The 21,709-nt window shown below is 38.7% G+C and carries 18 protein-coding genes; 8 read left to right on the forward strand and 10 right to left on the reverse strand.

All coding sequences use genetic code 11. The features are described 5' to 3' along the window. Window positions 1-30: 30 nt before the first annotated feature. Entirely contained in the window at window positions 31-657 is a 627-nt protein-coding gene (locus tag IPO46_08285; GenBank protein ID QQS62129.1) for a response regulator transcription factor, read from the forward strand. A 53-nt stretch (window positions 658-710) separates the two neighbouring features. On the opposite strand, the gene IPO46_08290 is transcribed toward IPO46_08285, so the two are convergent. Next, window positions 711-1,724, reverse strand: coding sequence for a hypothetical protein (locus tag IPO46_08290; protein QQS62130.1), 1,014 nt, complete (start codon window positions 1,722-1,724; stop codon window positions 711-713). 124 nt (window positions 1,725-1,848) lie between these two features. On the opposite strand from IPO46_08290, the gene IPO46_08295 reads away from it, so the two are divergent. From IPO46_08295 to rsgA, 6 genes are all read left to right on the forward strand, one after another. Next, window positions 1,849-3,531, forward strand: coding sequence for an NAD+ synthase (locus IPO46_08295; GenBank protein QQS62131.1), 1,683 nt, complete (start codon window positions 1,849-1,851; stop codon window positions 3,529-3,531). 194 nt (window positions 3,532-3,725) lie between these two features. Then, on the forward strand, window positions 3,726-4,727 hold the full coding sequence (locus IPO46_08300) for a MoxR family ATPase (protein ID QQS62132.1): 1,002 nt from the start codon (window positions 3,726-3,728) through the stop codon (window positions 4,725-4,727). 6 nt (window positions 4,728-4,733) lie between these two features. Continuing rightward, complete coding sequence (locus IPO46_08305) at window positions 4,734-5,603, forward strand: DUF58 domain-containing protein (GenBank protein QQS62133.1); 870 nt, start codon at window positions 4,734-4,736, stop codon at window positions 5,601-5,603. Between the two features lie 54 nt (window positions 5,604-5,657). After that, window positions 5,658-6,551 carry a hypothetical protein gene (locus IPO46_08310; protein QQS62134.1) on the forward strand — a complete coding sequence of 298 codons (894 nt, stop codon included), beginning with the start codon at window positions 5,658-5,660 and terminating at the stop codon, window positions 6,549-6,551. Window positions 6,552-6,553: 2 nt separating this feature from the next. Then, window positions 6,554-7,558 (forward strand): VWA domain-containing protein, encoded by a 1,005-nt coding sequence (locus tag IPO46_08315; protein QQS62135.1) that lies wholly within the window; start codon window positions 6,554-6,556, stop codon window positions 7,556-7,558. Window positions 7,559-7,602: 44 nt separating this feature from the next. Beyond that, a complete protein-coding gene (rsgA, locus tag IPO46_08320; GenBank protein ID QQS62136.1) occupies window positions 7,603-8,529 on the forward strand; it encodes a ribosome small subunit-dependent GTPase A in 927 nt (308 codons plus the stop codon). A 46-nt stretch (window positions 8,530-8,575) separates the two neighbouring features. Here the strand turns inward: rsgA and IPO46_08325 are convergent, their stop codons facing one another. From IPO46_08325 to IPO46_08345, 5 genes are all read right to left on the reverse strand, one after another. Continuing rightward, complete coding sequence (locus tag IPO46_08325; GenBank protein ID QQS62137.1) at window positions 8,576-8,863, reverse strand: hypothetical protein; 288 nt, start codon at window positions 8,861-8,863, stop codon at window positions 8,576-8,578. Between the two features lie 47 nt (window positions 8,864-8,910). After that, the gene (locus IPO46_08330) at window positions 8,911-9,105 is read right to left on the reverse strand and encodes a hypothetical protein (protein QQS62138.1); all 195 of its coding nucleotides are present in this window, start codon (window positions 9,103-9,105) and stop codon (window positions 8,911-8,913) included. A 66-nt stretch (window positions 9,106-9,171) separates the two neighbouring features. Then, window positions 9,172-9,684, reverse strand: a complete 513-nt coding sequence (locus tag IPO46_08335; protein ID QQS62139.1) for a gamma carbonic anhydrase family protein — start codon at window positions 9,682-9,684, stop codon at window positions 9,172-9,174. A 37-nt stretch (window positions 9,685-9,721) separates the two neighbouring features. Then, on the reverse strand, window positions 9,722-10,357 hold the full coding sequence (locus IPO46_08340; protein ID QQS62140.1) for a trimeric intracellular cation channel family protein: 636 nt from the start codon (window positions 10,355-10,357) through the stop codon (window positions 9,722-9,724). Window positions 10,358-10,365: 8 nt separating this feature from the next. Further along, on the reverse strand, window positions 10,366-13,293 hold the full coding sequence (locus tag IPO46_08345; GenBank protein QQS62141.1) for a serine hydrolase: 2,928 nt from the start codon (window positions 13,291-13,293) through the stop codon (window positions 10,366-10,368). A 259-nt stretch (window positions 13,294-13,552) separates the two neighbouring features. Here IPO46_08345 and mutL point away from each other — a divergent pair, with 259 nt between their 5' ends. Beyond that, window positions 13,553-15,367, forward strand: a complete 1,815-nt coding sequence (gene mutL, locus IPO46_08350; protein QQS62142.1) for a DNA mismatch repair endonuclease MutL — start codon at window positions 13,553-13,555, stop codon at window positions 15,365-15,367. Here mutL and IPO46_08355 read toward each other — a convergent pair. The 4 genes from IPO46_08355 to IPO46_08370 all read right to left on the reverse strand — a co-directional run bounded on the left by IPO46_08355 (window position 15,364) and on the right by IPO46_08370 (window position 21,684). Then, window positions 15,364-16,674 carry a D-alanyl-D-alanine carboxypeptidase gene (locus IPO46_08355; GenBank protein ID QQS62143.1) on the reverse strand — a complete coding sequence of 437 codons (1,311 nt, stop codon included), beginning with the start codon at window positions 16,672-16,674 and terminating at the stop codon, window positions 15,364-15,366. The two genes, mutL and IPO46_08355, sit on opposite strands and share 4 nt — an antisense overlap. 64 nt (window positions 16,675-16,738) lie before the next feature. Then, complete coding sequence (locus IPO46_08360) at window positions 16,739-17,866, reverse strand: formimidoylglutamase (GenBank protein ID QQS62144.1); 1,128 nt, start codon at window positions 17,864-17,866, stop codon at window positions 16,739-16,741. Window positions 17,867-17,898: 32 nt separating this feature from the next. After that, a complete protein-coding gene (locus IPO46_08365) occupies window positions 17,899-19,944 on the reverse strand; it encodes an OPT/YSL family transporter (GenBank protein QQS62145.1) in 2,046 nt (681 codons plus the stop codon). Window positions 19,945-20,034: 90 nt separating this feature from the next. Then, window positions 20,035-21,684, reverse strand: coding sequence for a peptide MFS transporter (locus tag IPO46_08370; protein QQS62146.1), 1,650 nt, complete (start codon window positions 21,682-21,684; stop codon window positions 20,035-20,037). Window positions 21,685-21,709 lie beyond the last annotated feature (25 nt).

Raw genomic sequence — 21,709 nt, forward strand, 5'->3', positions numbered from 1 at the left:
CTGTAGAAGCAAATCCTCAAATGGAAAACAATGAAGAAGTTTTTGATTATAGACGACCATGTAGTGGTAAGATCGGGCATAAAAGGCCTGCTTGCAGAATTATACCAACCCTCCATAACCGAAGAAGCTTTTGATGGCGAAAGCGCCCTGGCCAGCTTAAAACACAATTTTTACGACCTGGTTTTGCTGGATATTCAAATGCCCAATACCGATGCCCTGGGGCTTATGGAGTATTTTAAAATTAAATTTCCCGACCTTAAAGTGCTGGTTTTTTCTATGAGCCCGGAAAATGTTTATGCCAAACGTTTTTTAAAAGCCGGTGCCAAGGGGTTTATCAGTAAGGATGCGCCTTTGCAAGAATTAAAAACTGCTATTACCCGGGTGCTCAACAGCGGCAGGTATATCAGCAGCGATTTGGCAGAAGCTTTAGCTATGACCGAAAACCAGCAAAAGGAAAACAATATTTTCAACCGCCTTTCTGCAAGGGAATTTGAAATTGCCAATTTACTGCTCGAAGGGAACAACTTAAGTAGTATTGCAAACAGCTTGCACCTTAGAGTTTCTACAATAGGCACCCATAAAGCCAGGATTTTTGAAAAACTTAATATCAAAAACCTGCTGCAATTAAAAGACCTTGCCGTAAGCTACCGATTTTAATTTTTCCCAGGGCATCACTAACGCTCCTAAAGCATTACTTATTATAAAGTGGGTTAAGGTTTATATTTAGCTTCGTTAAATAATTTTTCGGCATCCATTACCATTAACGCTTTAAGGTTAGTATCAGGAAATTTATCCATATACTTTTTTACTATTTGCCATCCGGCAAATGAACCTATATTCCCTGGTGCAGATTCTCCAAGCTCCTGTGTTTTGGGGCTTTCGCCAATATAATTTTTTATTAGGTTGTTGTCAATAATTTGAAGAAAATTATTTTGGGTAAATAAATTCCAAATTGCTGCTTCATGGCTATAGGATTCCTTCAATTGTTTTACAGTATATCCAATAAGTTTATACTCCTGGGTTTCAGGTAGCAGTTTTTGGAGCAGGTATAGCCTTTTTCCTTTTTCTACCATTTGCAGCAGCAGGCTTTTATCTTCCGGTTTTTCCGGGTATAAATCTGAAATAATATTTTTCATGGCATTTACCGAAATGTATTCCGGAGTAAACCTTTCCGTGATATATGCCGGATAGGTTTGGCTTACCCATTCGGTGCCATACAGCGAAAAATTTTTGCCTAAATGCTGATGAAGGCCTACAATAAAATGCTCTTCATCTAAAATATCCCCAAAGCCGTCAAGCGGGCCTATATAAGTGATAATTTTTTTTGGTGCTTTGTAGTCCGGAAAATAATATTTAAGGTACTGGAGCGCTTTTTTTATTTCTTTTTCATAAGGGGTAAAGTCGGCAAATACTTTTTGCGAAGAATCAAAAACCGGCCTGTAAGCGCCTATAAATCCTTTAAGGTAGTTTAAGGCAGAGTCTGCAGGCCACCGTGGGTCTACATTTAAAATGGTGTAAATAAAATTGTTTTGAAAAGCCGGGTATTTTGCCGTAAGTTTTTTAAGGCCTTCCTGCAAAGTTGCACTGTCCAGGCTAAAAAAATCTTTTTCATATCGCTCTGTTGATAATACTACTGGTATTTTTGAAACATCAGGTGCAAGGTTATTGTTTTTGCAACTGCTCAAAAATATGCCTGTGGCAATTATCATAACTATATATCTCATCCGTATTTATTTACTGTAACTTTGTGGTTTCATTTGCAGCCCAAATCTAAAGTAACTGCGGCAAACAAACGAAAAATACAGCAATTTGGTATTAATATTCAGTTAAAGAATACCGGAAAGGAAAATGAAAATATTTTTAGCCCAGCAAAACTATCACATTGGAAACATTGATGCCAATACGCAAAAAATTATTGCGGCTGTTGAGCATGCTAAAAACTCCGGTGGGGATTTAATCGTATTTAGTGAACTAAGTGTATGCGGCTATCCGCCAAGGGATTTTTTGTATTTTAAAGATTTTATCAATAAAAATAACACGGCAATTAATGCTATTAAGCAATATGCAGATGGCATTGGGGTTTTAATTGGTGCGCCTGCTATAAACCCATCGGTACAGGGAAAAGATTTGTTTAATGCTGCATGGTTTTTGGCCGATAAAGAAATAAAACAGGTATTTTATAAAACCTGCCTGCCTACTTACGATGTTTTTGATGAAGACCGATATTTTGAACCCGCTTCAAAATGGGAATTACTTGAATTTAAGGGGAAAAAAATTGCGGTAACCATTTGTGAAGATATTTGGAACCTGGGCAACAACCCGCTTTATACCATTTGCCCAATGGATAAGCTGGCGCCATTGCAACCCAATGTAATGATAAACCTCTCCGCTTCGCCATTTGACTATACACATGATAAAGACAGAGAGGCAATTGTAAAAGCCAATGTGCTGCGCTATAAAATACCGGTATTTTATTGCAATACCGTAGGCAGCCAAACAGAAATTGTATTTGATGGCGCCTCATTTGTAATGGACAATAAAGCCAACCTTTGCGGCAGGCTAAAACGTTTTGAGGAAGATTTACAAGCTTTTGTTTTGAACGATAATGGCAGCATTGGTACAAATATTTTAGCCACACAGGAGCAATTGCCCAGCCAGGAGTTAACCCCAATGCAACTTAACGAAAAGCTCAACATACCACTAATTTATGAAGCGCTGGTACTGGGTATAAAAGATTATTTTTCAAAAATGGGTTTTACAAAAGCCATTCTTGGGAGCAGTGGCGGTATAGACAGCGCCGTTGTTTTAGCGCTTGCCTGCGAAGCTTTGGGGAAAGATAACGTTACGGCAATGCTCATGCCTTCTCAATTTTCAACAACACATTCTGTAAGCGATGCCGAGCAGTTAAGTAAAAACCTCAATAATCCATACCACATCATTCCCATAAAAAATATCTACGAAAGTTTTTTAAATGAGCTGGATCCGCTGTTTGCAGGTATGCCTTTTGGTATTGCCGAAGAAAATATACAAAGCCGGGCACGTGGAAACCTGCTTATGGCAATTGCCAATAAATTTGGCTACATATTACTCAATACTTCCAATAAAAGTGAACTGGCAACAGGCTATGGTACTTTATATGGAGATATGGCCGGTGGCCTGGCTGTATTGGGTGATTGTTATAAGTTGCAAATTTATGAACTGGCAAAATTTATCAACCACACAAAAGAAATTATTCCACTTCATATATTAACAAAGCCGCCAAGTGCAGAACTAAGGCCCGGGCAAAAAGACAGCGATAGCCTGCCGGATTATGCACTGCTTGATAAAATATTGTACCAGTATATTGAACTTTCCAAAGGCCCGGATGAAATTAAAACTATGGGCTTTGAGGAAGCAATGGTAGACAGGGTTTTAAAACTGGTAAATGTAAATGAGTATAAGAGAAACCAGTTTTGCCCCATCATACGCATTTCTCCAAAATCATTTGGCATTGGCCGCAGGGTGCCCATTGTGGCAAAGTATCTTGCCTGATTTTTTTTAATATTTATGTAGTGCTACCTTTATTTCTCTAAATATTAACCATTCTTTAGTTGTAAAATCATGAGTGGCAGTATTTTTGATTATATGGCTGCGTAATTTGCAAGCAGCTTTTACGTTATAAAATTAAATGTAAACCCATTGGGCAAATACCCAATTTTTATTAGTTTTTATTTAAATGATTAAATATGCTACAAACCGCTGAAGACATTAAAATACTAAATGAAAAAATTAGTTATTCGGCCCAGTTTATTACCCGTATTACCGATGAGTTGAACAAAAAAATAGTAGGCCAGGAAACGATGATAGAAAGGTTACTTATTGGGCTGCTGAGCAATGGCCATGTGCTGCTGGAAGGGGTTCCCGGCCTTGCCAAAACACTGGCCATAAAATCCCTGAGCCAAACCATTCATGCCGACTTTAGCCGCATACAGTTTACGCCGGATTTATTGCCGGCCGATGTAATTGGCACCATGATTTATAACCAGGGAAAAAATGAATTTGTTGTACGCAAAGGGCCCATTTTTGCCAATTTTGTACTTGCCGATGAAATAAACCGTGCACCTGCAAAAGTGCAAAGCGCTTTACTGGAAGCCATGCAGGAAAGGCAATCTACCATTGGCGATACCAGTTATAAAATGCCCGAACCTTTTTTGGTTTTGGCTACACAAAACCCCATTGAGCAGGAAGGTACTTATCCTTTGCCCGAAGCACAGGTTGACCGCTTTATGTTAAAAGTAATTGTAGGCTATCCTTCAAAAGCCGAAGAATTGCTTATTATCCGGCAAAATACCATTGGCGCAACCACAGCAGCCATAAATGCTGTAGCCAGCCCAAGTGAAATTATAGCAGCAAAAGACTTGGTACGGTCTGTTTATATTGATGAAAAGGTAGAAGATTATATTTTAAATATTGTATTTGCTACCCGCTTTCCCAATGAATACCAGTTGGGCAAACTAAAGCCCATCATTAGTTTTGGAGGAAGCCCCAGGGCAAGCATCAACCTGGCTATTGCAGCTAAAGCGTATGCTTACCTTAATAAAAGGGCCTATGTAATTCCCGAAGATGTTCGAAGCATTTGTAAAGATGTATTGAGGCATAGGATTGGGCTTACTTATGAAGCTGAGGCCGAAAATGTAAATGTAGAAGATGTAATCAACGAAATATTGAAAGCTGTAAATGTTCCATAGAAAATAATGCTCACAACTGCGGATATCTTAAAAAAAGTAAAGGAGCTCGAAATAAAAAGCAAGATCCTTGCCTCCCACCTCTTTACCGGTGAGTACCACTCTGCATTTAAAGGCAGGGGAATGAGTTTTAGGGAAGTAAGGGAATATACGGCAGGTGACGATGTACGCTTTATAGACTGGAATGTGAGCGCAAGATTCAACCACACTTTTACCAAAGAATTTGAAGAAGAAAGGGAACTCACTATGATGCTGCTGGTAGACACCAGTACCAGCAATTTATTTGGCAGCGTAGGCGCAAGAAAAAAAGACCTTATTAATGAAATTGCCGCGGTACTTACCTTTAGCGCCATTAGTAATAACGATAAAGTAGGTGTAATTTTTTTTAGTAACCGAATTGAAAAAATTATTCCTCCCAAAAAGGGCAGAGACCATGCCTTGTATATCGTTCGTGAACTGCTCACCATTGAGCCGCAGGTAAAAGGTACCAATTTAGATGTTGCGATTCGATATTTTAATGGTATTGCAAGGCAAAAAAGCATTGCTTTTATTTTAAGCGATTTTTTGGCAACCGGGTACGACAATGATTTAAAAGTTATCGGTAAAAAGCATGATGTAATAGGCTTAAAAGTGTACGATAAAATGGATATGCAACTGCCCGATGCCGGGCTTATACAAATGGAAGATGCAGAAACGGGTGAAGTATTTTTAATGGACAGCGGCAGTGCACTGGTAAGACATAATTATCAAAAATATTTTTTGAAGCAAAGTGAAATAACCAAAAATTTTTTTAGAAAAGCCGGAGCCGACCTACTGCATCTGAGAACAGATGAGGAATATGTAAAAATATTGCAAAAATTTTTCCTGAAACGACATTAAAGGATGAGTAGAAATATATGTAAGAAGACCAGGCTTATATTGCAAAGTTGCTTTTTGCTACTGCTGTTTTTTTCAGCGCCTTGTATCCTGGCACAAAAAGTGAGCACTGCGGTTGACCGGAAAGATATTTTAATAGGGGAAAAAATCCATTACAACATTAAGTTCACTTTTCCCAGTTCCGATTACCAGGTGTTGTTTAATATCCCCGATTCAATCCCTCACTTTTATCTGGTAAATAAAACCAAATCCGACTCTGTGGAAATGGGAAACTACCTGGTGCAGCAAAAAATTGTACTTACCAGTTTCGATTCCGGCAAATGGTCCATACCATCTTTTCCGGTAAGGGTACAAAAAGGTTCATCGGTTTATACTCTCAATACAGATCCGGTGCTGATTGATGTGCGATACTCGCCAGAAGATACCACAGGCATTTATGATATTAAACCACCTATAAATGTTTTTGTGGTGGAAAATAGCTGGCTCATTATAGCAGCTACGGTTCTTACCCTTTTGGTTTTATTGTATTTGCTCTGGCAGTATATAAAGCAAAGAAAATGCAGGAAAAAGCCTTTGTTTGGATCGCCACAGTCGGCATACCGGGAGGCTATGGATGCTTTAGAAGAATTAAGTAAAAATTTTTCAGGAAGTAAAGACGAGGTAAAGCCTTTTCATGCGTCCCTTTCGGATATTTTAAGGCAATATAACAGCCGTATGCAACAAAGCAACATGATGACAAAAACTACAGGCGAACTGTTACTGTGCTTTAAAGAAAAAAACCTTGGAGCAGATACATTGTCTGCAATTGCCGAAGTTTTGAGGAAGAATGATGCGGTAAAGTTTGCAAAATTTATTCCGCTGCAAACCGAAAGTAAAAATACATGGGAGCAAATGAAAAATATTTTAAGTTCACTGCAGCAATTTTATCAAACCCCTAAAAGCCAGGTTTAATTTTGTTATTCGATTATTTTAAAAATATTGAGTTTGGGCAACCATATTTTTTTGTATTGTTTGCCATTTTGCCATTTTTAATTTATGGGCATTTTCGGTATTTTAATTCTTCGGCTGCGTCTATTCGGGTTTCCAGTACCGCCGCACCTGGGCTCAAAACCTGGAAATCGGCGGCAAAGCACTTGCCTTTTATTTTTAGGGTTTTTGCTTTAAGCGCTATAATTTTTACTTTGGCAAAGCCACAAACCCGTAATGTGGAACAGCGTACTGAAGGCGAAGGAATTGAAGTAGTGCTGTGTATAGACGTAAGCGGCAGCATGACGGCGCAGGACCTTACACCCAACCGGCTTGAAGCTGCAAAATCGGTAGCTATAGATTTTGTAAACCGCAGGCCAACAGATAGGATTGGCATAGTGATTTTTGCCGGCGAAAGCTTTACCCAATGCCCGCTCACCACCGATCATAACGTAGTAATAGCGGCAATAAAAAATATTAGAAATGGCCTGCTGGTAGATGGCACGGCAATAGGCTCGGGCCTTAGTACAAGTGTAGACAGGATAAGAAACAGTAAGTCAAAATCAAAAGTAATTATCCTGCTTACCGATGGTGAGAATAATGGCGGGTTGATTGACCCACAAACGGCAAAAGAAATTGCCAAAGCTTTTGCCATTAAAGTATATACCATTGGCGTGGGTACAATTGGGGAAGCACCAATGCCATACCGCAACCCCGATGGAAGCATAAGTACAAGAATGCAAAAAGTAGCCATTGATGAACCACTCATGCAGCAAATTGCCACAGAAACCGGCGGCCGGTATTTTAGGGCTACCGATAATAATTCACTTGCAGAAATATATACTTCTATTGATAAGCTGGAAAAAACCAAGGTTGAAGTAATAAAGAATGTGCATTTTAAAAATAAATTTCTTCCCTTTGTTGCTGCGGCAATTTTCTTTTTAATGCTTGAGATAGTGTTTCGCTACCTGCTGCTGCGAAAATTCCCCTAAGGTTTTTTTCTGTTTTAAAATATCCGTTTCCATATCTTGCAGCTATGCAGGCATTAGTTTATAAATCTACAGGCAATTGGTACCAGCTAAAAAATGAACAGGGCAGGGTGCTTTCTGCAAGAATGGCCGGAAAGCTTAAAACGGAAGGCATCACTTCTTCCAACCCAATAGCTGTAGGCGATAATGTAACAATTAATGATGAAGCCGGCGAAGAAAACTTGGTTATTACATCGGTATTACCCAGGAAAAATTATATCAACAGGGTATCTCCGCACAATAAAAATCAGCATATTATTATTGCTGCCAACCTGGATAAAGCAGTTTTGTTTGCTACCTTAAAAGACCCCAAAACTTCTTTGGGTTTTATTGACCGCTTCCTTGTTTCGGCAGAAGCTTATCACATACCTGTAGTAATTGTTTTTAATAAAAGCGATTTGTATAAAGAAAAAGAGAAAACCAATTTTGAAAAGATAAAAACTATTTATGAGACGGCAGGTTATACCGTAATGGCAATGAGCATAAAAGAAAATAAGGGCATTGCGGAAATAAAAGCAATTTTAAAAGATAAAACCACATTGCTTTCTGGTCATTCCGGGGTAGGGAAATCATCTTTTTTAAACGAAATAATTCCCACACAAAACCAAAAAACAAAAGAAGTAAGTAACTGGAGTGGAAAAGGTATGCACACCACCACATTTGCAGAAATGTTTGATTTGCCGCAAGGCGGAAAAATAATAGATACACCTGGTATTAGAGAACTGGGCCTTGTGGATATAAGCAGGGAAGAGCTTTCTCAGTTTTTCCCTGAAATGCGGCTGATATTAAATAATTGCCGTTTTAATAATTGCCAGCATATAGACGAGCCAGGCTGTGCCGTAAAAGCAGAAGTTGAAAATGACATTATAAGTATGGAAAGATATATCAGCTATATATCCATTAGAGATACTATACCGGAAAGTAAATGGAAATAAAATACCAGCTCCCTAAAAGAAGTAAATTGCAAAACATTAAGTGAAATTAATAAACCCTTTTTTGAAGAAAATTGGCAACTTCCATTACATTATGGGTATTATAACCACTGGGTATTATGCTTACCCCGTTAAACATGCTAAAGTGTAGTGTAAGTAATTCATCCTTATATTTAAAATCCCAGTTCAGGCTTTCGGTTTCATCTACCTGGTTAAGAAACCTTACCTGTAAATCGTTGGCAAGGGTTTGGGCAATTGCATAAAATTTACTTACTCCGCAATTGTCGTCTATTACGGCTTCAGTACCGCCGTTGGGTGTTTTTAGGTTGTAGCACATAAAAAATGGTTTTATAGAGGGTTGTAAATCTATTCGTTATCAAAAGGTTACAACTTAGTGCCGCCTTTGTACTTTTTCTTATTTGCTTTGGCATTAATCTGGTCTTCAGTCATGCCCCTTGCATCGTTGGGGCAGCCATACTTATCTTTACGCAGCAGGGAACAACTATTGAGTACAATAATGAAGATATTGAGGATCATTACCATCAATACCCATTTTACTATGTTGTGTTTTGTTATCATTTTACTATGCTGAAATAAAGATATAGTTATTAAATTTAAATCAAAAGTTAAATAAAAGCCCAGCTACTACTTAAACCATCCGCTATATTTAACGTAATTATCGGCAATCCTGTTAATTTCGCCACTAATTAATTCGGCACTAATGTCTTTTATCTTTTTTGCCGGAACTCCGGCATATATACTTCCGGCTTCTACCCTGGTATTTTCCAGTACTACCGCTCCTGCAGCTATAATACAATTGCTACCAATATGGGCATTATCCATAAGAATTGCACCCATGCCTACCAGTACGTTATCTTCAATAACGCATCCATGCACTATTGCATTGTGCCCAATGCTCACATTATTTCCAATAATGGTCTTTGTTTTTTCAAAAGTGCAGTGTATAACGGCCCCATCCTGTACGTTTACTTTATTCCCTATAATGATGCTGTTTACATCTCCACGGATTACTGCATTAAACCATACGCTGCATTGGTTGCCCATTTTTACATCCCCAACTATGGTTGCATTGGGGGCAAAAAAACAATCATTGCCCTGGCTTGGACTTATATTATTTACCGGAAGTATTATTGCCATGGTAGCATCGGGTTATATAAAATAAAAGTAAATAGGTTTAAATTTCTGGCAACATCAGCCTTTTTCTTTTTGAATAAATTCTTATGCCAATAATGAGTATTACGCATACGGCAATATTGGCATTAGTAGAAATTGGGGTTTCTTTCAATAATAAGTAAATACCACCGCCAATAGCGCAGGCAGTTGCATAAAGTTCTCCTTTTTTAAACAGGTTGGGAACCGAATTGCAAAAAATATCGGCCAAAAGCCCACCGAAAGTTGCCGTCATTACACCCATGATTAATGCATAAATATCATTGAGGCCATTGCGTAAAGCTACTTCAATACCGGCAGTGGTAAATAAACCCAGCCCGGCAGCATCGGTAAAAAAAATGGTGCGCCTGAAACGGTTTACATTTTCTTTGAGCAAAAAGGTAATGGCCGTGCCGGCAAATACCAATATAAGTGCAATATTATCGTTTATCCAGTTTACCGGTTGAATGCCAATGAGCAGGTCTCTGATTGTTCCGCCGCCATAAGCCGTAGCAAAAGCTACTACCAGCCCACCAAATATATCCATGCGATATGCCCTTGCTTTAAAAGCGCCGGTTAAAGCAAATATAAAAGTACCCATGTAAATAACTACCTGTAAAAAACTCATAGCCAAATGTAATGGATTAAGCAGCTTATCCAATTATAAATTTAAAGCATGGCTTTGTAAATAGCATCGAAAATTTTTTCTCTTACATTCATACGGTTAAGCACAGTACTTTCGCTGGGGTTTACCCTGTTGCTTAAAAAAATATAAATAAGGTTGTATTGCGGGTCTACCCATGCACAGGTGCCTGTATAGCCCGTATGGCCAAAGGTTTGGGGCGAGGAAAATGTGGAAGGGTAAGGGTATTGTTTTTTTGCATTGTCTTTATCGGGTTTATCAAAACCCAATCCCCGGCGGCTATAATTTGAATTATAGCTGGTAAATAAATCTATGGTTTCTTTTTTTAAATACTGCAGCCCATTGTAGGTACCTCCGTTGAGTAACATTTGCATTACTGCAGCAAGGTCAAAGGCATCGCTGAATAACCCGGCATGGCCCGAAACGCCGCCAAACATTGCTGCTCCGGGGTCGTGTACTGTTCCTTGTATCAATTGTTTCCTGAAAATTTTCTCATCCTGCGTTGGTGCTATTTTTGTAAAAGGCATTCGTTGCAATGGCCTGAAACCAATTTTTTTTAATTCCATAGGCTCGTAAAATTCTTCTTCCACATACCGCTCCAGCGATTTTAAGGTGATGGCTTCAATAACTTTTCCCAAAAAAATAAAATCATTGTCGCTATAAACATATTTGCTCCAGGGTCCTAAAGGGCTTTTAAGGATTCGGCTGAACATAGTATCGGGCCAGTCCCTTCGTAAATAAAGATGTTCGGCAACTTTAAGAGGAAAAGTATCCCTCCAGGAACTAAAGTATAAAGAGGCATTGGGGTTGCCGTTGTTATCCAGTGTTTCTTTATAAAAAGGTATAAAAGCTACAAGCCCGGCCTGGTGTAAAAGCAGGTCATCTATTTTTAAAAATTCTTTATCGCTGCCTTTAACCCATTTGAGGTAATGACTTAAGTTTTTTTTTAAATCAATTTTTCCTTCTTCGAAAAGTTTCATAACGGCAAGTGTAGTTGCGGCAATTTTTGTTACCGAAGCAAGGTCGTAAACTGTTTCCGGTGTTACCTGTTGTGTTTGGCTGTAATCGTAAAATCCAAATGATTTACAATAAGAAATTTTACCGTTTTTAACTACCATTACCATGCAGCCAGGCGTGGCTTTACGGGCAATGGCATCATTTGCAATGGAATCAATGGCCGCCATTTTTGCCGCATCAAATCCCGGCGTGGGATCCAGCGGGTCTTTAGAAAACTTTAGCGAGGTATGGGTTGTTTCACCAAAACCATAATTAAATTTTTCACAAACCCTTACGGGTAAAACGCCCTTGTATTCTAAATTGCCTTTCAAAAATTCTACGGCTGTGTTTTGTATAATGGCATCATCTTCGTAACAAATAACCATGTTTTTAGCATTGCAAAAATTTTTAGCTGCATAGGCATTGCCAAATAAAAACAAGATGCTTTCCGTTTCGTTTTGTAACCGGTTAACCAATTGGGCAGCAGCCTTGCTAATGCCAAAATTGGAGCCGGGATAACGGGAAACATTGTGAATACCTACAATAATTTTTTTGTATTTGCTTTTTAAAGTATTGAATAATGCATCGGCGTCACCTGTTGTTTTGTTGAAATCAAAGTAGTATACACCGGCATTATAATCGCTTATTAATTGTTTGCAAAATTCATTTGCCCTGCTTGTGCCAATGGCTACTACGGCAACATCACCGGCTTTGTTATGGGTAGAAACCGACAATGGGAAAAACGCATCGTTTTGTTTTGCCAAAAGCGTAATTGCATTTTCGGCAACAGTTTTACGCATGTTGGCAATTTTGCTGTTTAGGTCTTCGGTAAGGTTTTGGGTATTAATGATGGGGCTTTGGGTTAAGCCAAGCTGGTATTTTGCCAGCAACACTTTTTTGCAGTGTTGCTCAATTTGTTCCCAGCTTATTTTCTTTTGCTTTATGGCCGTTTTTATTTTTTGGATACTTAAAGGAATATCGCCTGGCAGGCAAAGCATGTCGTTGCCTGCAATAATAGATTGTACGGAGGCTTCTTCATTAGGAAAGAATTTTTTTACACCCTGCATTTCCAATGCATCGGTAAAAGTGAGGCCCTGGTAATTTAGCTGGTTGCGTAAAAGTGCCTGTATATTTTTTTTGGAAAGCGATGTTGCCCGGTTTTTTGCGGTATCAATTGATGGGATATATAAATGTGCAATCATTACACTTCCTACGCCGGCTTCAAATATTTTTTTAAATGGATAGAGTTCTAATGAATCCAATTGGGCAAATGATTTATTTATTACCGGCAGGTCGTAATGGGAATCCACACTCACATCTCCATGACCGGGAAAATGCTTGGCGCAGGCAAGTACAGCATTATCCTGCATACCTTTCATATAAGCAATGCCAAAATCGGCCACTTTGTATTTGTCTTCCCCAAAACTGCGGTCGTTGATTACCGGGTTTAGTGGGTTGTTATTGATGTCTATCACCGGCGCATAGTTCACCTGTATGCCCATTCGTTTACATTGTTCGGCTACTATAGCCCCATATTGATAAACGATACTTGCATCTTTCATTGCACCCAGCATCATTTGCCTGGGTAAGGGCAATACGCTATCGGTCATTCTCATGCCAAGGCCCCATTCTGCATCAATACACATTAAAATGGGTGTTTTTGCAATAGCCTGCAGCGAGTTAAGTATCGTAGCCTGTTTTTCCGGGCTGCCCTGAAAAAGGCAAATGCCGCCTATATTATATTGCTTAACCAGTGCTGCAACCTTTGTATCATAGAAAATTACTTTTTTGGTTTTGGCATCTATACTGCTTAAGCGTGCCACCATTAATTGTGCAATACGCTCATCTTTGCTGAGGCTTTTATAAACACTATCTACCCAGTTTTTTGCATCGTTTTGTGCTAAAAGGGAAAAGGAAGACAGAAAAACACAAGAAAAAACAGAAATAATTTTTTTCATGGGATAATATAGGTGTAATGATAGGCTATTGATATTATTCATAATAATAAATACTAAACTTGCTGTTGCGATAAAGGTCGGAAATTAAGCTCTTTATTGTGCTAAGAAAAGATAAAAATCAATATTAGTTTTTCACATCACATGTATAGCTAAAAATTATTTTTATAAAACATTATTTATTTAACCTGTATAAAATATAGGTGCTATGATGCTTTTATGAGATAGCAGTACGTTAAATTTGCAGATTAAATTTAGAACATTGCCGGATATTATTCATTTATTGCCCGATAATATTGCCAACCAAATAGCCGCTGGTGAGGTAATTCAGCGCCCTGCAAGTGCTGTAAAAGAACTTTTGGAAAACGCAGTGGATGCCGGCGCAACCGAAATAAGGCTTTTGGTTAATGATGCCGGAAAATCTCTGATACAGGTTATAGATAATGGCAAGGGCATGAGCGAAACCGATGCAAGAATGGCTTTTGAACGCCATGCCACATCCAAAATTAAAAATATTTCCGACCTTTTTTGTATTAAAACAATGGGTTTTAGAGGAGAAGCGCTGGCAAGTATTGCCGCAGTGGCGCAGGTAGAAATTAAAACCAAAAGGGCAGAAGATGATGCCGGCATTTACCTGGAAGTGGAGAACAGCATGGTAAAAAAACAAGAACCCGTGGCAATGGAAAACGGAACCTCCATTGCTATGAAAAATTTATTTTTTAATGTTCCGGCCCGGAGGAATTTTCTTAAAAGCAATGCCGCAGAACTAAGGCATATTGTAGATGAATTTACAAGAGTGGCCATGAGTTTCCCAGAAATATTTTTTTCGCTCAGCTCCAACGGTCAGCAAGTTTTTCACTTGGATAAAGGCTCGCTGAAACAGCGTGTAGTGCAACTTTTAGGCAACCATTATAATGCCAGGCTGGTAGCCGTTGATGAAAAAACAGATTACTTAAATATTCTTGGCTTTGTGGGAAAACCGGATACAGCAAAAAAAACCCGTGGCGACCAGTATTTTTTTGTGAATAACCGCTTTATCAAAAGCGCTTACCTCAACCATGCCGTAATGAATGCATTTGACGCACTGGTTACCAAAGATAGCTTTCCACTTTATGTGTTGTTTATTGAACTGAACCCGGCACAGGTTGATATTAATGTGCACCCAACAAAGCAGGAAATTAAATTTGAAGATGAGAAAATAGTATATGCCTTTGTGCAAAGCGCCGTAAAACATGCATTGGCCCAGTTTAGTATTTCGCCTACTTTAGATTTTGAATTGGATGCTGGTATACAAAGCCTTGATGCAGTTAATAAACCGTTTACTGAAGAAAAAAAAGCATCGGCTTCGGCTTCTTCTTTATATAAAACCTTTACACAAAAAAACCAGGCCAATTTTATTGAAAGTACAAGTGATTTAAAACACTGGAAAGATTTTTATGAACCTTTAGCAGTGCCCAAAGACGCAGCAATATCAATGTTACAGGGTATTGAGGATATGCGTAAACAATATAATTTTGACCATATCTTGCAACTGCATCATACTTTTATTGTGCTGCAAAACCATGAAGGCTATTTATTGATACATCAGCAAAATGCACACGAAAGGGTTTTGTATGACCGGTATGCAAATGCCGTAAATGGCAAAGCTATACATACACAGCAAAGTCTTTTTCCGGCAACCATAAATTTAGCTGCAGCAGATGCCGTTTTATTAACAGAATTGCTGCCCGATTTACTATTGCTCGGTTACCGCCTTGAGCCTTTTGGCAACAATACATTTGTGGTGCAGGGTGTTCCGGCAGATGTTTTATCGGGCAACGAAACATTGGCAATAGAAAAAATACTGGAACAATTCAAGCATTTTAGTAATGAAATAAAATTCAGCAAAAGGGAAAAATTGTTGCGTTCACTGGCAATACAACATGCTATTAAAGCTGGTGTGGCCCTGTCTGCCAAAGAAATGGCTTCTTTACTATCTGATTTATTTGCCTGCAATACCCCGGGTGCTACAGCCAGCGGCCGACCCACTTACCTTAGCTTTAAAAAAGATGAGCTGAACAAAATGTTTGGCCGCTAATGGTTTTGCCTTAAGTTGTGCAAAAATTTTTCTACGGCCCTTTTAACAGGTGTTGCAGTAGAAATATAATTGTTGTTGAGAATTGAAAAAATAAGTAATTTATTTTTTTTTGTAATTAAATAACCGCTTATTGAACAGGTATTGCTCAACGTGCCTGTTTTGGCAAAAATATATCCTGAATCAATTAAATAATAATTCTTTAAGGTTCCCTGGCCACCCGTGGGTAAAATAGTTTTCATTCTTTCAAGGCCAAATTCATTTTTCATTTTGCCGAGTAGGTACACAAATGCTTGCGGCGTAAACAGGTTATACCTGCTGAGGCCGCTGCCATCAACCCATTTGGGTTTTTGTGGGATGTCTTTTAAATCTTTAAACAATATACTGTCTATTATTGTTGCCTCATTCATGGCACCCCAAAGTTTATTGCTCAGCATTAGCAAAGTTTGCTCAGCAAAAAAATTATCGCTTTCATACATCATTGGGATATATAAAGAATCAACCGGCCGGGAAAAAAGAGTTTTGGCCAATGCACTATCATCCGGGTTTACGGCAACATTAGGGTAATATATTTTTTTATGCAGTGTATCTTCAAGCAGTAAATAGGCAAGGCTGTCGGAAGTTATAAATGGGATAACCCTTTCGGTTTTTTTTGATCCATTAAATTTAAAAGTATAACGGTTGCGGAAATAATCTCTTTGTACCTCATTTAAATACCCGCTGTTTCCCGTAGTTGAGTCAAAAGAAAAAGTAATATATTTTTCTGCTGCATTGGGATAAAAGGTTAGCTTATTACTTGTTCCGCCAAAAATTATATTATTGCCATATACCGGCAGCGCCGATTTTTCGTTCATGAAGCTTTCGTTATAATCGTCCCACGACCATCCTTTTCCATAAGCAGTGGTGGCAAATAAAGTTTTTGTAGCAATAACCTGCTTTGATATTTTTGATAAAAAATTAAATATGGGCTGGCTGGTAAAATAAGGATGCAATAAAGTAGGGTCGCCTGTTGCTGCAATAATAATATGGTTTGCTTCTTCAATAATTTTTAACCCTGGCAAGCTGTCTCCCAGGTATTTTAATCCTGCATAAAGGGTAAATAATTTTACATTACTTGCCGGTATAAAATATTTACTGGCATTATGATTATATAAATATTTTCCTGTGGCCGGTTCATAAACGCAAATGCCTATATGGCCCGTTGCAATTGCGCTTTCATTGAGTAGTTGCGATAATTGCTGCCCATTAATTTTTTTATGAACCGAGCAGGAACACAAAATCAGGAAGGATATAAATAGTAGTCGGTTCATAGTTCAACAAAAAAATTAAAGCAATTAAATTAAGGCCATAAGCAGTATTGTCACCGTCACTATATCAACTTCTTTCCTGCACCCTTAACCACCTTTCTGGAATTTGGTTTTGGCTGGCTTTTTTATAATCGGCAAAACTGCAGGCAATTAATTTATTGTTGGGCATTTGCATCCACCATCGGCCGGTTTTTTTGCTTTGTAAAAACATGGTATCCACTTCGGCAAATGCAGTATGGAATTCAATAAAATTATGTTTGTCTCCATAAGCGGCTTCGTTAAGGCTTTTGTTTTTACCATCAATAAAATACCAGAGCATTTGGGCTACCTGCTTAGCAGTTAATGCATTGCGGTCATGCTCGGGCCGGTATCCATATATGCCAAAACTCTGCAGTTTATCGCTCATGCCGGCATAACGTGCAAGCATACAGGCTTCAACTCCGGTAAAGCCATTGGGCAAATCGGTGTTGGCTGGCGCATCGGCATTTTTAATGGCGCAAATATCAAAGCTTACTAAGTGGGAGTTGCGTAAAACCGGTTCCATTTCTTCCATTAATTCCAACACGGTTCCCAGGCGGTAACAATCAAAGCGGAGTTTATCCATAGTTTCCAAAAGCTTTGGATGAACAAGGTAGCTTTGAAAGCCGAGATGGTTATAATGTTTCACCATACTGGGGTCGCCGGTGAGCATTTCCATAAGAAAGTTATCGCTGCGTATGGGCGTTTCACTTTGTAAATCTATTTTGGCATCTATGCAGGTGGCTTCTATTTGCAGGTTCAGATGCCGGTATGCATTGTATTGTGCCAGGGTTACATCGTGGCTGCCGCCAATAATTACTACGGTTTTCTTTTGTTCTATAAGTGCGGCAATAACGGTTTTTAGCGCAGCATAACTATCGGAAATATTTGCGCCATTTTTTACATTACCTAAATCGCAAATTTTAATATCGGTATGCCAATAGTGAAGTTTGTACAGCTCTTTTCTTATTTCATTAGCTGCGCTTTCTGCGCCACCCAAAATACTTTCACCACGGGTTTCTTTGGCGCCAATAATTACAATAGAGGCATCATTAATATCAGGCAATTCCTGCTGGTATATGGCTACATGCCGTGCCAATTGGCCTTCATAATAACCTTCATCGGCATTAATTTCATGTATGGGAATAGGTTCTAAAAAGTCCAGTAAATCCTGCATGAGGCGTTTTTTGCAAATCTAAGTAAACTGTATTATTTCTTTAAGGCCATTTTGTATAATACAAATCCCATAAAAGCAAAAAAGGCAACTCCAAGGAAGAAGTATCCTGTTTCACTTCCCAACATTTGTGTTAAACCATGTTCGGCGCTCCAGTTTTTAAGTGTATTGGCAATATTTTCATTTACCGAAAGTATGGCTACAATTACACCTGCTACAGCACCGCCTGCAACAAGGCCGGTAGCAAATAAATTTCCTTTACCCAGGTCTTCATCTTCTTCACTTTTTGCATCGTGTTTTTTGGACTTTCTCCAGTTGGCTATTCCCCTTATGGCGCCGCCTATAAAAATGGGTAGGGTAGTACTTAAGGGTAAATAAATACCAATGGCAAAACTCAAAGCTTTAATGCCACACAATTCTACCACAATAGCAATGGCAGCACCTACGAGTACAAATTGCCAGTCCAGGTTAAAAGATAAAATGCCTTTAATTAAAGTAGCCATTAAAGTACCCTGTGGTGCAGGGTAAGTGTCTGTTCCAATGGCGTGATGAATATTTTGTGCCAGCATTTCCTGCGTAGGAGTATCTAAAATTTTTACGGTAAAGCCAATGGCAACCGAGGATACTATAGCGCCCACAAAAAGGGCTATTTGCTGGTATTTTGGCGTGGCGCCAACTATATAACCTGTTTTTAAATCTTGCGATGTAGCGCCTGCATTGGCTGCGGCAATACAAATCATTCCGCCTACTACCAATGCCATTGGTTCGTACAGGCTGCCCGTCCAGCCTACGGCAATAAATACCAGGCAGGTTCCCATTAATGTAGCAATGGTCATACCGCTTATTGGGTTGTTGGATGAACCTATGAGGCCAACAATCCTGGAAGAAACGGTTACGAAAAATGCACCAAAAATTATTACCAGAATGCCGAGTAATAATTTACTGCCAATATTATCTCCCGGAACCTGTGGCAGTACGGTCATTAATAAAATAAGTGCAAGACTTCCAATGCCTACAATTTTCATAGATAGATCCCTTTCTGTTCTTGGGATTTCAATTTTTTCTCCTGCTTCTCCTTTTTTTAATGAACCAAGGCTGCCTTTGAAAGATGAAATAATGGTAGGCAAGGTTTTAATAAGGGTAATAAAACCGCCAGCTGCAACAGCGCCTGCACCAATAACCCTGATGTATGCCCTGTATATTGCAGTAGAATAATCAGCAAAAGTTTGTGTTACCGGATCCCATCCTCCAGGTCCGCCGGCTTTTGTAACATCGGCCAGGTAACCCAGTTTTACCAATTGGGCTGCAATAATATCTCCCGGTACAAGGGATGCAAGTAATGGAATAAAAACAAACCAGCTTAATACGCCGCCGGCAACTAATACGCCTGCTATTTTTGGCCCAATTATATAACCTACGCCAAGATATTCTGGGGTTATTTCTGAGCTCAGTTTTGCTGAAGGAAAAAACTTTTGCGTTTGCCTTGTCATAAACGAAGGTGTTTCGGCAATTACATGAAAAATCTTTTGCAACATGGCATAAATAAAGGCAAATCCTACCCCGTAAAGCGCAGTTTTTGCAAGGTCGCCACCCTTTTCTCCTGCCTTAAGTACACTGGCGCATGCTGTGCCTTCAGGATAGGGTAAGGTTTCATGTTCTTTTACGATTAATGATCGCCTTAGCGGTATCATCATTAATGTGCCTAATATCCCGCCAAAAATAGAAAGAGTAAGTATGGTGATATAATTAAAAAACTGGGCGCTGTCAGGGTTGCTTAAAAATAAAAAACCGGGCAAGGTAAAAACTACACCTGCTGCAATACTTTCACCTGCCGAACCGGTGGTTTGAATTATATTGTTTTCCAGAATGGTAGTTTTTAAAAATAATTTACCCAGTAAAATAGAGATAACGGCTATGGGAATAGATGCGGATACAGTAAGCCCGGCTTTTAATGCCAGGTAAACAGTAGAGGCACCGAAAATAACTCCAAATATTCCACCTACTAAAATAGATTTTAGGGTGAGCTCTTTCATATTAGTTTGGGGAGATACGAAAGGCTTGAAGTTGTTTTGTTCAGACATTAGAGTAGTGTTTTATTGCCGTAAGATAAGTAAATAAAAAAAATGTACCTCAATCTGGTACGGCTTTTTAGACTTTTTTTTGATAAAAGGTTAATGCACACCTCTTGATTTCATAATCTTATTCAGCCATTTTAATAACAGAAAAAGAAATAGTGCAGCGGCACTCAATAAAATAAAATTAAGCCAAAAATAATTTGCTTTATTTTCATAATTATCCCATTGGCTGGCCAATATACCACTTAATTTATTGCCAATGGAAGTGGAGAGAAACCAACCACCCATCATTAATGAAGTGATGCGTACCGGACTAAGCTTAGACACCAATGACAGCCCCATCGGGCTTAAAAATAATTCACCAATGGTTACCACACCGTAACTGCCAATAAGCCACCACACACTAACTTTCTCTGCTCCATTATTTCCTGCTTTTACTGCTGCTACCATTACTAATACAGACAACGCAGAGATTAATAAACCAAATGCAATCTTGGTGGGAGTGGAAGGCTCTTTGTTTCTATTGCGCAACCATGTAAAAAATGCTACAATTAATGGCGTTAATGCAATAACCCAAAAGGGATTGATGGATTGACTAAGGCTGGGTAACCAGGTTTTAACAAATGTACCTTCGGGTGGTAGTTTATCTGGTGCAACATTTTTAAAATATGATGGATATCCCAGTTCTTTTATTTCCTTACCATTTTCTCTTATTTTTCTGAATTGATGATCCATTTTTACCACACTGTCCAATTTATATGTTGTGTAAGAAGACTTATCCGTTTGTTTTAAAGCCTGCAAGGCGTTACCTGCAGTACTGCTTACTTCTCTGTCAGTGTATCTGCTCGCCCAGGTATTAAGTGCAGAACCGTTTTGTTTAAAAATGGCCCAAAATAAAATTACCACTGCAAAAATGGAAAGAAGTGCAGCCATAGAAGGACGCTCTTCTTTATTGCTTCGTACCAGTAAAACAGTATAAAATATTAAAACCGGAATACAAGCAAAAATGAACGCATCGGTAGAATTAGAATCAAAAATGTATCCTCCAGTACCTTTTAAAAACCAGCCAATCACTCCAAAAATGATAGAGGGCAAAATGACCAATGCCATAATTTGCCAAAGCGGCATATCGCCGGGTTGAAGAGGTTTTCTTACGTCAAAATTTTTATAATGTTTTGTGCCAATGATAAAAATAATTACACCAATAAACATACCCACACCGGCAGCTGCAAATGCAGCGCCCCATCCAATAAGTGAGTATAAAGCAGCGCCAAAAAAATTACATACAAATGCTCCAATGTTGATACCCATATAAAAGATATTGTAGCCTTCGTCTTTCTTGTCAATATATTCAGGTGTGGTATAAGCATTTCCCAGTAAGGTGGAGATATTGGGTTTAAAAAATCCGTTACCAATAATTACTAAAGTCATAGATAAATATAACATTGCTTCGCTTTGAACACCCATAGTGCAATATCCGATGCCCATTAATAGTCCACCAAGAATAATAGAGCGCCGATAACCGAGGTAACGGTCAGCAATTAAACCTCCTAAGAACGGAGTAAAAAAGACAAGTGCTATAAAAGTGCCGTACAAACTGGAAGCATCTTTTTCATCCATATTAAAACCATCTGTGGCATCCTTTAGATAGAGCGTGAAAATACCAATCATCAGGTAATATCCGAAGCGTTCCCACATTTCGGAGAAAAATAAAAAAGGTAATGCTTTAGGATGTTTCTTCCACATAATCATGCTATTTTAGTTACATAGT

This window comes from Chitinophagaceae bacterium, assembly GCA_016699815.1.
Taxonomy (GTDB): Bacteria; Bacteroidota; Bacteroidia; order Chitinophagales; family Chitinophagaceae; genus Ferruginibacter.

Coding starts and splice junctions, on each gene's coding strand:
- IPO46_08285 (QQS62129.1), top strand. CDS start 31: ATGAAGAAGTTTTTGATTATAGACGACCATGTAGTGGTAAGATCGGGC.
- IPO46_08300 (QQS62132.1), top strand. CDS start 3,726: ATGCTACAAACCGCTGAAGACATTAAAATACTAAATGAAAAAATTAGT.
- IPO46_08370 (QQS62146.1), bottom strand. CDS start 21,684: ATGTGGAAGAAACATCCTAAAGCATTACCTTTTTTATTTTTCTCCGAA.
- IPO46_08360 (QQS62144.1), bottom strand. CDS start 17,866: ATGCAGGATTTACTGGACTTTTTAGAACCTATTCCCATACATGAAATT.
- IPO46_08365 (QQS62145.1), bottom strand. CDS start 19,944: ATGTCTGAACAAAACAACTTCAAGCCTTTCGTATCTCCCCAAACTAAT.
- rsgA (QQS62136.1), top strand. CDS start 7,603: ATGCAGGCATTAGTTTATAAATCTACAGGCAATTGGTACCAGCTAAAA.
- IPO46_08345 (QQS62141.1), bottom strand. CDS start 13,293: ATGAAAAAAATTATTTCTGTTTTTTCTTGTGTTTTTCTGTCTTCCTTT.
- IPO46_08290 (QQS62130.1), bottom strand. CDS start 1,724: ATGAGATATATAGTTATGATAATTGCCACAGGCATATTTTTGAGCAGT.
- IPO46_08330 (QQS62138.1), bottom strand. CDS start 9,105: ATGATAACAAAACACAACATAGTAAAATGGGTATTGATGGTAATGATC.
- IPO46_08325 (QQS62137.1), bottom strand. CDS start 8,863: ATGTGCTACAACCTAAAAACACCCAACGGCGGTACTGAAGCCGTAATA.
- IPO46_08355 (QQS62143.1), bottom strand. CDS start 16,674: ATGAACCGACTACTATTTATATCCTTCCTGATTTTGTGTTCCTGCTCG.
- IPO46_08295 (QQS62131.1), top strand. CDS start 1,849: ATGAAAATATTTTTAGCCCAGCAAAACTATCACATTGGAAACATTGAT.
- IPO46_08335 (QQS62139.1), bottom strand. CDS start 9,684: ATGGCAATAATACTTCCGGTAAATAATATAAGTCCAAGCCAGGGCAAT.
- IPO46_08305 (QQS62133.1), top strand. CDS start 4,734: ATGCTCACAACTGCGGATATCTTAAAAAAAGTAAAGGAGCTCGAAATA.